Raw genomic sequence first — 12,326 nt, forward strand, 5'->3', positions numbered from 1 at the left:
CATGGCCCTGGTTTCCTCCGCCTGGCACGTGATCAGCGCCATCCTGGTGTTTTTCGCCGGCGCACTCCTGATCCCCTGGGTCGGCCGTCACTTCGGGACCGGCTCGCGCCGCAGCCTGGCCCTGTATTTCTGGCACACGCTGTTCTGCCTGGTCTATTGCTGGTACGTCCTGACCTATGGCGGCGATGCGATCGGCTACTACCGCAGGGCCATGGACGGTAGCGGATTCCAGGTCGGCACCTACGGGGTCGTCTACCTGACCCGCCTGCTGATCGAGGGGCTGGGGGTTTCCCTGCTCGGCGCCTTCCTGGTCTACAACCTCTTCGGCAGCCTCGGCCTGCTGGCCTTCGACGCCAGCCTGCGCGTCGTCACCCGCGACAAGTCGCGCACGCTGCGCCAGCTGGCCACCCTGATCGTGTTCCTGCCTTCGGTGAGCTTCTGGTCGGCGGGGATCGGCAAGGACGCCCTGTCCTTCCTCGCCACCGGTCTGGCCCTGTGGGCGGCGCTGGATCTGCAGCGACGCATCTCGCTGATCGCCATTGCCATCGCCATCATGCTGCTGGTCCGTCCGCACATGGCCGGCATGCTGATCATGGGGGTGAGCCTGGCTCTGCTGCTGCATCCCGGCACCTCCCTGGCCAGGCGGGTGCTGCTGGGCAGCGTCGCGCTCGCCGTGGCAGCGGCCCTGGTGCCCTTCGGGCTGGAGTACGCCGGGGTGAGCAGCCCCGACACCGAGGCGCTGATGAGTTATGTGGAAGGCCGCCAGGGACAGAACATGCAGGGCGGCGGCGCGGTGGACATCTCCTCGATGAGCCTGCCCATGCAGCTGTTCACCTACCTGTTCCGCCCGCTGCCGTTCGAGGCGACCAGCATCTTCGCCCTGGCCGCCGCGGTCGACAACATGATCCTGCTCTACCTGTTCGTCATGGGCGGGCGCGCCATGCTGCGCCACCCCGGTCGGCGCTACCAGGAAAACCGCCTGTTCCTCTGGAGCTATGCCCTGATCGCCTGGCTGATGCTGGCCATGACCACGGCCAACCTGGGCATCTCCCTACGCCAGAAGTGGATGTTCACCCCCATGCTGATCCTCCTGCTTCTCTCCGCGCTGGGCACGCCGCGCACGCAGCAGCTGCGCCCGGCCGGCCCGCCGCTGACGCCGGTCATGCGGATCTACCAGCGCTACGGCATCCGTCCCGGACAGCAGAGGCGCGAGCCATGATCTTCCTGCTCGTCGCCGGCTTCGCCGACTCGCTGCTGGCCTTCCGCGGCCCGCTGCTGGACGCCCTGCTCGAGCGCGGCCTGGAGGTGCACGTGGCGGCGCCGCAGCTGACGCCCGGCTGCCCCCTGCGCCGGCGCCTGGAGGAACGCGGCCTGCGCGTGCACGACCTGCCGCTGCGGCGCACCGGCATGAACCCCCTGCAGGACTGCGCCACCCTGCTGCACCTGTGGCGGCTGAAGCGGCGCATCCGTCCGACCCATGTCCTCGGCTACACCGCCAAGCCGGTGATCTACGGCTCGCTGGCCGCCGCGCTGGCCGGGGTGCCGCAGCGCTTCGCGCTGATCACCGGGCTGGGCTACGCCTTCATCGGCGAGGCCGAGGACGGCGGCGCCCGCGGCCTGCTGCACGCCCTGCTGCCGCGCCTCTACGCCCTGGCCCTGCGCCGGACCCACAAGGTGTTCTTCCAGAACCCCGACGACCAGGCACTGTTCCGCACCCAGGGCATCCTCGGTCCGGCGACGCCCTCCTGCGTGGTGAACGGCTCCGGCGTGGACCTGGCCGAATACCCGGCCGCCCCCGTGCCGGCGCGGCCGCACTTCCTGCTGATCGCCCGGCTGCTGGGCGACAAGGGCGTACGCGAATACGCCGCGGCGGCGCGCCAGGTGAAGAACCGCTGCCCGGCGGCGATCTTCACCCTGGTCGGCTGGATCGACGACAACCCCGATGCCATCGCCCAGCAGGAACTGGACGGCTGGGTGGCCGACGGCACGCTGCGCTATCTCGGCCGCCTGGACGACGTGCGCCCGGCGATCGCCGCCTGCAGCGTGTACGTCCTGCCCTCCTACCGCGAAGGCACCCCGCGCACCGTGCTGGAAGCCATGGCCATGGGCCGCGCGGTGATCACCACCGACGCGCCCGGCTGCCGGGAAACCGTGGTGGAGGGCGACAACGGCTTTCGCGTGCCGGTGAAGGTGGTGGACGAACTGGCCCGCGCCATGCAGCGCTTCATCGAGGAGCCGGCGCTGGCCGCGCGCATGGGCGCCCGCTCGCGGCAGCTGGCCGAGGAGAAATACGACGTGCAGCGGGTCAACGCCCTGCTCCTGCAGGAGATGGGCCTCTGATGCCCAAGCGCCTGTTCGACCTGTTCGTCGCCGCCGGCGCCCTGCTGCTGCTCGCGCCGCTGTTCCTGCTGCTGGCCTGGCTGGTGCGCCGGCGGCTCGGCGCGCCGGTGCTGTTCCGCCAGACACGCCCCGGCCTGCACGGGCGGCCGTTCGAGCTGCTCAAGTTCCGCAGCATGCGCGAGGCGCTGGACGCGCACGGCGTGCCGCTGCCCGACGCCGAGCGGCTGACGCCGTTCGGCCGCTTCCTGCGCGCCAGCAGCCTGGACGAACTGCCGGAGCTGTGGAACGTGCTGCGCGGCGACATGAGCCTGGTCGGCCCGCGCCCGCTGCTGATGGAGTACCTGCCGCTCTACACGCCGGAACAGGCCCGCCGTCACGCGGTCCGCCCCGGCATCACCGGCTGGGCCCAGGTCAACGGCCGCAATGCTCTAAGCTGGGAAGAGAAATTCCGACTGGACGTCTGGTACGTGGACCACCGCTCGTTTCGCCTCGATCTGCGCATCCTCCTGCTGACCCTGCAGCGGGTGCTGACGCGCGAAGGCATCCATGCCGAGGGCGAGGCGACCATGGCCCGCTTCACGGGGAGCAAGCCATGAAAAGACTGGCCATTCTCGGCGCCAGCGGCCACGGCAAGGTGGTGGCGGATGCCGCCGAGCGCTGCGGCTGGCGCTCGGTGGTGTTCTTCGACGACGCCTGGCCGAAGCGCCAGCACAACGGCCCCTGGGTGGTGATCGGCAACGGCGCGGTGCTGTTCGACACCCTGGCCGGGTTCGACGGGGTGCTGGTGGCGATCGGCGACAACCGCATCCGTCAGGACAAGCTGCGCCGCCTGCGCGACGCCGGGGCACCGCTGGTCACGCTGATCCACCCGGCGGCCACGGTCAGCCCCCATGCGCGGCTCGGTGCCGGCTCGGTGGTGTTCGCCGGCGCGGTGCTGAACGTCGATGCCCAGGTCGGGCCGGGCACCATTCTCAACACCGGCTGCAGCGTCGACCACGACTGCCGCCTGGGCGAGGCGGTGCACGTCAGCCCCGGCGCGCACCTGGCCGGCGGCGTGCAGGTGGGCGACCTGAGCTGGATCGGCATCGGCGCCAGCGTGCGCCAGTCGCTGCGCCTCGGCCGGCGGGTGATGGTCGGTGCCGGCGCGGCGGTGGTGACCGACGTGGCGGACGGCGCCACGGTGGTCGGCATCCCGGCGCGGCCGCTCTGAGCCGGGCCAAGGCATCGCAACGTTCGCGGAGCCTGATACCGGTGGGGTGACGGCAGGCAATCGCATGAAGGGTTGAAACTGGGCTGGAAAGATTGCGTGAGCCTTGGCATAGCTGCTTGCCGAAGACAACGCCGGCACTGCCAGCATCCCCCGCGAACCACCGTCGTCAATATCATCCTGGAGGTTCTTCCACGATGCTGGACAGCCCCTTCTCCCCCTGGCCCTGCTTCACCGAAGAAGAAGCCGACGCCGTGCGCACGGTGCTGCTCTCCAACCGGGTCAACTACTGGACCGGCGAGCAATGCCGCGAATTCGAGCGGGAATTCGCCGCCTGGAGCGGCTGTGCCCACGCCGTCGCCCTGGCCAACGGCACCGTGGCCCTGGATCTGGCGCTCAGGGCGCTGGGGATCGGCCCGGGCGACGAGGTGGTGGTGACGCCGCGCAGCTTCTTCGCTTCGGCCGCCAGCATCGTCAACGCCGGTGCCGCGCCGGTGTTCGCCGACATCGACCGAGACTCGCAGAACGTCACCGCCGAAACCATCCGTGCGGTGCTGACGCCGCGCACCCGGGCGCTGCTCTGCGTGCACCTGGCCGGCTGGCCCTGCGACATGGGTCCGATCATGGCGCTGGCCGAAGCCCACGGCCTCAAGGTGATCGAGGACTGCGCCCAGGCCCACGGTGCGCGCTACCGGGGCCGCTCGGTGGGCAGCATCGGGCATGTCGGCGCCTGGTCGTTCTGCCAGGACAAGATCGTCAGCACCGGCGGCGAAGGCGGCATGCTCACCACCGACGACCGGGCGCTGTGGTCGCGGATCTGGTCGCTCAAGGACCACGGCAAGAGCTGGGAGGCGGTCCACGCGCGCCAGCATCCGCCGGGCTTTCGCTGGCTGCACGAGAGCTTCGGCGGCAACGGGCGGCTGACCGAGATGCAGGCCGCACTCGGACGCATCCAGCTGCGCCGCTTGCCCGACTGGCATGCAAGACGGCTGGCCAACGCCGAACGCCTCTGGCAGTGCGCCCGACGCCTGCCGGGGCTGCGCGTGCCGGAGCTGCCGGCGGACATCGAGCACGCCGCCTACAAGTGCTACCTGTTCGTCGAAGCGCAGCGACTCAAGGACGGCTGGGACCGCGAGCGCATTCTCGGCGAGATCGTCGCCCGCGGCGTGCCATGCTTTTCCGGCAGCTGCCCCGAGCTGTACCTAGAGAAGGCCTTCGAGGGCACCCCCTGGCGCCCGGCCGAGCGCCTGCCGGTGGCCCGCGAGCTGGGCGAGACCAGCCTGATGTTCCTCGTCCACCCCACCCTCAGCGAGGCGGAGATCGAGCGGACCTGCGCGGTGCTGGGCGCCGTGATGAGCGAGGCGGCCCGCTGAACCTGCCGCCGTCTCCGCCTCCGCTCCGCAAGACCGACCGCCATCTCCGTCACGCATCCAGGAACGTGTCACGCCCCGGGAGCCGGACACCACCTTCCCTTCCAGCCCTTATCGGCGCAAACCAAGTCGCACGGGGGATCATCACCCGATGAAATCGCCGCTCGAGGAATCCTCTCAACCCTTTCGGCAGCGCCTGCTGGACCTGTCCCACGGCCAAAAACGGCTCATCCAGGTCAGCGTGGATGTCCTGCTCGTCTGGCTGGCGCTCTGGCTGGCCTTCTACATCCGCCTGGAAGACATGCGCCTGATCCGCCCCTTCGGCGGTCACGCCTGGCTGTTCCTTGCCGCGCCGGCCATCGCCCTGCCGATCTTCGTGCGCATGGGCATGTACCGCGCAGTCATGCGCTATCTGGGCAACGAGGCGCTGCTGACCATCGCCAAGGCGGTCACCCTGTCGGCGCTGCTGCTGGGCGTGCTGGTCCTTCTCCATGTCAGCACGGAACCGCCGACTCCCCGCTCGATGCTCTTTAACTACTGGGGTCTGAGCCTGCTGCTGATCGGCGGGCTGCGCATCGCCATGCGCCAGTATTTCACCGGCGACTGGTTCAACCTGCGCGAGCTGTCCTTCGGGCGTCAGGCGGACTGTCTGCCACGGGTGGCCATCTACGGCGCCGGCTCGGCCGGCAACCAGCTCGCCCATGCGCTGCTCATCGGCCATGCCCTGCGCCCGGTGGCCTTCATCGACGACGACACGCACCTCGCCGGACGGACGATCGTCGGCCTGCCGGTCTATGCGCCGGAGCAGTTGCCGCGCATGCTGAAGGAAACCGGCGCCGCGGAGATCGTCCTGGCGATCCCCTCCGCCAGCCGCAGCCGCCGCCGCGAAATCCTCGAAATGCTGCAGGCCCACCCGCTACCGGTGCGCTCGATGCCGAGCATCGCCAAGCTGGCCTGCGGCCGCCTCGCGGTGAACGATCTGCAGGAAGTGGACATCGCCGACCTGCTCGGCCGCGATGCGGTGCCGCCGCAAGCCGAACTGCAGGAGCGCTGCATCCGCGACCAGGTGGTGATGGTGACCGGCGCCGGCGGCTCGATCGGTGCGGAGCTGTGCCGGCAGATTCTCGCCAACGGGCCGGCCATACTGATTCTCTTCGAGCACGCGGAGTACAACCTGTACGGCATCCAGGGCGAACTGGAGCAGCGGATCCGCCAGGAAGGCCTGCCGGTGCGTCTGATACCGGTCCTCGGCTCGGTCCGCCACGGCAGCCGCCTGCTCGACACGCTGCGCCATTGGCGCGTGAATACCCTCTACCACGCCGCTGCCTACAAGCACGTGCCGCTGGTCGAGCTCAACATCAGCGAGGGCGTGCTCAACAACACCTTCGGCACCCTACGCACCGCCCAGGCGGCGCTGCGCGCCGGGGTGCGCAACTTCGTGCTGATCTCCACCGACAAGGCGGTACGCCCCACCAACGTGATGGGCGGCAGCAAGCGCCTGGCCGAGATGGTGCTGCAGGCCTTCTCGAAGGAGCGCGAAGTGGAGCTGTTCGACGAGCCGGGACTGCCGCCGCAGCTCAACCGTACCCGCTTCACCATGGTCCGCTTCGGCAACGTGCTGGGCTCGTCCGGCTCGGTGATCCCGCTGTTCCGCGAGCAGATCCATAACGGCGGACCGGTCACCGTCACCCACCCGGAGATCACCCGCTACTTCATGACCATCCCCGAAGCCGCGCAGTTGGTGATCCAGGCCGGCGCCATGGGCGAAGGCGGAGACGTCTTCGTGCTGGACATGGGCGAGCCGGTGAAGATTCTCGACCTGGCGGAGAAGATGGTGCGTCTGTCCGGACTTTCGGTGCGCAGCAAAAGCACCCCGGACGGTGACATCGAGATCCGCTTCGTCGGCCTGCGCCCGGGCGAAAAGCTCTACGAGGAACTGCTGATCGGCGACGGCGCGACACCGACCAGCCATAGCCGGATCCTGCGCGCCCACGAGGAACACCTGCCCTGGCACGAGCTGAAACCGCGCCTGGAGGCCTTGGTCGAGGCCCTGGAAGCCGACAACTTTCCGCGCATCCGCGAACTGCTGCAGAGCACCGTCAACGGTTATCGGCCCAGCGCGGAACTCTTCGGACGGCATCCCCAGGAGCAGCCGGCCAGTTGCCACGCCATCCCTGCCTGGATGCACCTCGTCGTGCCGCAGGAAGCACGGCCGAACAGCGAAAACCCGTGATGGAAGTCTTGCTCAAAAACTTATACCCCGAAGTACATTCGAAAAAGCTGAGAGTATAAATACCTTATCCACTCCATAGAAAAATCAATAGTATGCAGCGTCAATTACGAGCAACCTAAAAAGCAAAAACAATCAAACCCAGCATTAAACCAATACGCCCATCCAGAGAACTTATCACATCCGAAAGTATTCCCCATAGGCAAGCACTACCAGAAAACATTAAGCCAAATGAAAAAAATAGCCTATTTAATCTTGGCCCATGACGATCCCATTCATCTTGGAAAGCTTACAAGGGCTATCGACTACCACTCTGACACTTACGTGCACATCGATGCAAAAAGCGATGAAATACAGTTCAGAGCGGAATGCCCTGCCGGAGTCACATTTGCAAAACGGCGATACCCCGTCACCTGGGCCGGCATATCAATGGTAGACGCCTTATTGAGCCTTATCGAAGAGGCGCTTAGATTTAAAGACCGATATACTCATTTTGTTTTCATTACTGGCTCAGACTATCCCATCAAGAACCCGAAAGAAATATATACAAAACTAACCAACAACCCCCAGCACGAGTTTGTTCGCTACATCGACATGCGAGAATCCCCCGAACACTACATGAAGCTTATTTCCAGAAAATACTTTCTCGAACCCCTTGTTCAATCAGAAAAAAAATCGATCAAGACAATTGACACTAGACTCAGGAAGCACCTGCGCCGATTACGAATACCAAACAGGTGGCGCCATAAAGTCATACCCTATTGCGGACATACGTGGTGTGCATTAACACCCGAGTGCTGTTCATACATTCTGGAATTTCATAATCGAAACCCTTGGTTCTACAAGGCCAACAAATATACATTTGCACCAGACGAACATTATTTCCACACTATAATTGGAAACTCTCATTTTGCTGCAAATTCGGATGGACTACAAAAGTATCAAGGCCGCGGAATATGGCGACTCGTCAATTTTCATCTGATATGTCCAACTTTAAAAAAATGGTTTACCCTAGAAGACTGGGACCAAATATCTCGATCAGACAAATACTTTGTGCGAAAGGTAAATTCGGCCCAAGGTACAGAACTGGTTACCGCAATAGATAAAGAACTGCTCAACAAACCGCAATCCAATCGAGCTTAGAAAATTATTAAATCACCCACCTTACAACTACATATGATTACTCTCGCACGGGTCACTTTGCAACCAACTCCAAAAACTGTCCTGCCAGCAATTGAGTAAAGCTGGTAATTTGGCGTAAAAAATAAATACTGGTGGCGGCACCTCGGACCGACTTTAGTACCAACATATGCACGAACTTGCCCAGCCGTCTAGGGTTAAGCCCCAAGCTAATCTATCCAATCGCGCAATTTACTGATCATGGGACTGGAAAAATCCAAACTCATCCCGTTGCTTTATAACGCCAGACAACACCATGAGCTCAGAAAAAGTCAGCATAATCATACCTGTCTATAATGTCGAAAAATATCTTGCCGAATGCCTGAACTCGGCCATATCCCAAAATTATGGCAACATAGAAATCATCGCCGTCAACGACGGCTCCACCGATGCAAGCCTGTCCATACTCGAGGAGTTCCAAGTCAAGCACGATAGCATGATAGTCAGAAGCATAAGTAACCAAGGACTGTCAGTTGCTAGAAATACAGGACTGGAAATCGCAACCGGCGATTATATATTATTTTTGGACAGCGACGACTTCATAGAGAAGTACACCGTATCTACCTGCCTGAAGTACTTCAGGCAATATCAGACGGATATTGTATTCTTTTCATCAAACGTATTTTTCGATGAAGTCAGCGAAGATATAGGTCGTAAATTTAAAAGTGAAAGCGTTACACTCTTACAAAACGAATCCTGCCCAGCACACCTGTTTTTTACCCAATCGATAAACCTAAAAAAATACCAGGTCTCAGCGTGCTTATATATCTACAGAAAAAGCAAGCTTGGCAATATAAAATTTCATCCCCACATACTATACGAAGACTGCCTATTCACAACCAGGCTATTGCTTGAAAACAAGGAAACACGAGTTACTTGTATTCCTGACAAGCTTTACAATAGGCGTGTCCGACCAGAGTCGATCATGACTCAAAAAAAACAGGAAAAACATGTCTGGGGATACCTTATCGTTGCCGAAGAACTCCTAAAGCTCAAAGCAACCCAAGAAAAAAGCGAAACAGGGGATGCATTGAACCATTTTATTCAAGTCATGCTGAGCAACGCTTCAACCACATATAGAATGATTTACAACCGCAAGCTTTCTCGCCCCATAAGAAAAAGACTGATAATTCTGTACTCAAAAACAAGGCCAACACTGAAAAATTTAAAAAATATTGCACCTTATATCTTTCCAGAACTATTGAAAATAATAAATTTATTGAAAGCTTTTACAGCCAATAAATCTACCGGCGGCAGCAACATCTGAATCCACCACCTGACCGTTTCGGTAGGCCATGTAGCGTAGCTATGCCTTATCACGAACCCAGCGTTGCCGAATACGCCATGATTCAGCTTGGTTTACTAAACAGGCTCAGCTAGCACAGGATTGCCCACCTGTTGCACCGCATTTCCTCCAAGATTCGGCGCAACCGTACAGCTCATGGGCACTACGCCTGGTCTGCCGCCGCTACAGAAAGCAGGTGCCTAGCAATGAGCCAGCAGATCAAACTGCAAGCCTCGTTTCGGTGAGGTGAGCCGGCGCGACCAGACCTTCGACATGGTCAGCGTCAGCATCCACGTGCGGCTGCAGGAGATCAAGGGTCGTCTGATGTTCCCTGGTCGAGCGCATCAGCGGTTATCTGATGCTGATGAAGATGAACGATGCGACAGCGACTTCAGCCGTGGAGGCGCTACAAGAAAAATAAAACCCTGCTGGCGAGGCTCTTCGGCACCGAAACATCACAAACAGATTCGAAACCTAAAAACATAAATCATGAACAATATAAAACAAGGCTATCAACTGTTCGCCATAGGCGACAATAAGTACCTGCAACTGGCCATAAACTGCGCGGCCTCTATAAAGTACTGGGATAAAGATCGCCCCATACAACTAGTGACGGACAACCGAAACACACCCACCAGAAAAGCCCTGAAAAAACTGTTCGACACGATAACCATCATTCCTGCAGATTCTTTTTTCTGCGGCCCCTTAATCAAGCTGAAAATGTATGAACACTCGATCTACCCCGAAACAATGTTTGTCGACGCCGACTGCCTGCTATTGAAGAACGATATCGATCACTACTGGGACCTACTCTCGAACAACTATGATGTCACAACCCCTGGAAACTATCTTTCCACGGGAGAGTGGTATAAGATGCGTATTGAGAAAATCTGTAAAATTGCACAAACCTCTAGAATCCTGAAGATGAACAGCGGTGTTTTCTATTTCAAAAAAAACGAAATTTCAGAAAAATTCTTTGCCTCTGCAATATCTGCCGTTACCGAACTTGGAAACTTCACGGGCCATATCCATCGGGGAGCCGGACTCCCTGACGAGCCGTATTTTGGAATAGCCTTTGCCCGTGAAAACCTTACACCATTCCCCATAGCGGACGAAAACGGAAGCGGCCTGATGATTTCGACCATAAAATCCAGAGATCATCGATTCACTCCCATGCCCGGGACTTGCGAGTTCATCAAGGAAGGAAGAAAAGTTTCTCCAAGCCTATGCCATTTCGTGGGACTGAAGCCATCCCTCGAGTATCAGGAACTATCAAAAAAATATAGATATCTTCTAGGAGTGCCTCAGACTTCCGCAATAGAAGAATATCTTGGATGGCTCACTTCACGGCTAACGCCAAAGAGACTAAAGCGCTGGCTTTCCAGCAATGGAGTAAAGCTGGCAATCTGGCGTAAATGATAAGCCACCGCTGAGAGCGGCCCTGATAGGGTTTGTAGCTAGCAGACATAAGCATGAAAAAGCTCAACTTCGCCCCTTGCGCTAAAACGCCAGAAAACGCCATGAACGCAGAAAAAGTCAGCATAATCATACCTGTGTATGAAGTCGAAAAATACCTTGCCGAATGCCTGAACTCCGCCTTCCAGCAAGACTACGATAATATAGAGATCATCGCTATCAATGACGGCTCCACCGATGGCAGCCTGTCAATACTCGAGGAGTTCCGCAGCAAGCACGAAAACATGGTTGTCAAAAGCATTCCGAACCAGGGATTGTCGACTGCCAGGAACACGGGCCTTAAAATGGCGACCGGCGAATACATTTTATTCCTGGACAGCGACGACTTCATAGAAAAACATACCGTATCCACCTGCATGAGGCATCTCAAGCAACACAAGACAGACATAGTATTTTTTTCAACGACCGTATTCTTTGACGGAATCAGCGAAGACTTGGAGACTCAAGCCAAGAGCGAAAGAGCCGCAGTACTGCAGAACGAATCTTGCTCAGCACGCTCTTTCTTCACTCAGTCAATAAATCTCAGAAAATACCAGGTTTCGGCATGCTTCTACATCTACAGAAAAGACAAGCTGAACAACATAACATTCCAGCCAGGCATAGTGTATGAGGACAACTTGTTCACGACCAGACTACTGCTCGAGAACAACGATGTAAAAGTCACCTGCATCATCGACAAGCTTTATAATCGGCGTGTCCGACCAGAATCGATCATGACCCAGAAAAAACATGAAAAGCATATAGATGGATTCCTGATAGTCGCCGAAGAATTACTGAAACTCAATGTGATAAAAGAAAAAAACGAAACAGGAGCGGCATTGAATCAATTCGTCCAATCTATACTGAGAAGTGCATCGCTCACATACAGGGTAGTTTACGGAGGCAAACTCTCCTATGACATGAGAAAAAAATTGATCGTCCTATACTCTAGAACAAGACCGACTCCTGCAAAAATAAGAAAAATCGTGCCTCATATTTTCCCGGAGCTACTGACACTAAGAAAGCTGTTAATACCCTCGGCGCTCAGCAAGTCCGCATTTTCTGAAAGTCAAACCAAGCACCATAAGACGACAATCTCACAAGTGAGACCGGAAAATACGGCGAACAAAGCTGACCAGAAAGACGAAGTGGCTTGAATGCCGGACTCATCACGAAATTCATCGCCTTCACTGGCAGCAGTCGGCCGGCGGCCATGAACCGGGTCCGCGACCAACCCCACTGACAACCGCCTATCCGACT

Annotated in this window: 10 protein-coding genes and 1 pseudogene; all 11 read left to right on the forward strand. The window is 59.0% G+C overall.

Translation table 11 applies throughout. From position 1 onward, the window contains the following. The first annotated feature begins 1 nt into the window (after position 1). The 11 genes and pseudogenes from Atro_RS04165 (at position 2) to Atro_RS04215 (ending at position 12,223) form a co-directional block, all read left to right on the forward strand. Positions 2 to 1,219, forward strand: coding sequence for a hypothetical protein (locus Atro_RS04165; protein WP_497926561.1), 1,218 nt, complete (start codon positions 2 to 4; stop codon positions 1,217 to 1,219). Continuing rightward, entirely contained in the window at positions 1,216 to 2,340 is a 1,125-nt protein-coding gene (locus Atro_RS04170) for a glycosyltransferase family 4 protein (protein WP_497926562.1), read from the forward strand. The genes Atro_RS04165 and Atro_RS04170 overlap by 4 nt, the downstream gene beginning before the upstream one ends. Beyond that, a complete protein-coding gene (locus tag Atro_RS04175; RefSeq protein ID WP_497926563.1) occupies positions 2,340 to 2,936 on the forward strand; it encodes a sugar transferase in 597 nt (198 codons plus the stop codon). Before Atro_RS04170 ends, Atro_RS04175 begins: the two co-directional genes overlap by 1 nt. Then, the gene (locus tag Atro_RS04180; protein WP_497926564.1) at positions 2,933 to 3,550 is read left to right on the forward strand and encodes an acetyltransferase; all 618 of its coding nucleotides are present in this window, start codon (positions 2,933 to 2,935) and stop codon (positions 3,548 to 3,550) included. The genes Atro_RS04175 and Atro_RS04180 overlap by 4 nt, the downstream gene beginning before the upstream one ends. 194 nt (positions 3,551 to 3,744) lie before the next feature. After that, entirely contained in the window at positions 3,745 to 4,920 is a 1,176-nt protein-coding gene (locus Atro_RS04185) for a DegT/DnrJ/EryC1/StrS family aminotransferase (protein WP_497926565.1), read from the forward strand. A gap of 148 nt (positions 4,921 to 5,068) precedes the next feature. Beyond that, positions 5,069 to 7,150 (forward strand): polysaccharide biosynthesis protein, encoded by a 2,082-nt coding sequence (locus Atro_RS04190; RefSeq protein ID WP_497926566.1) that lies wholly within the window; start codon positions 5,069 to 5,071, stop codon positions 7,148 to 7,150. A gap of 228 nt (positions 7,151 to 7,378) precedes the next feature. Then, entirely contained in the window at positions 7,379 to 8,290 is a 912-nt protein-coding gene (locus Atro_RS04195; RefSeq protein WP_497926567.1) for a beta-1,6-N-acetylglucosaminyltransferase, read from the forward strand. 274 nt (positions 8,291 to 8,564) lie between these two features. Further along, entirely contained in the window at positions 8,565 to 9,593 is a 1,029-nt protein-coding gene (locus Atro_RS04200; RefSeq protein WP_497927604.1) for a glycosyltransferase family 2 protein, read from the forward strand. Positions 9,594 to 9,839: 246 nt separating this feature from the next. Next, positions 9,840 to 10,014, forward strand: a pseudogene (locus Atro_RS04205) (IS30 family transposase); the annotation flags it as partial. A gap of 86 nt (positions 10,015 to 10,100) precedes the next feature. Then, positions 10,101 to 11,030 carry a glycosyltransferase family protein gene (locus Atro_RS04210; protein ID WP_497926568.1) on the forward strand — a complete coding sequence of 310 codons (930 nt, stop codon included), beginning with the start codon at positions 10,101 to 10,103 and terminating at the stop codon, positions 11,028 to 11,030. A 53-nt stretch (positions 11,031 to 11,083) separates the two neighbouring features. Beyond that, on the forward strand, positions 11,084 to 12,223 hold the full coding sequence (locus tag Atro_RS04215) for a glycosyltransferase family 2 protein (protein ID WP_497926569.1): 1,140 nt from the start codon (positions 11,084 to 11,086) through the stop codon (positions 12,221 to 12,223). Positions 12,224 to 12,326 lie beyond the last annotated feature (103 nt).

The organism is Azotobacter tropicalis (assembly GCF_059739045.1).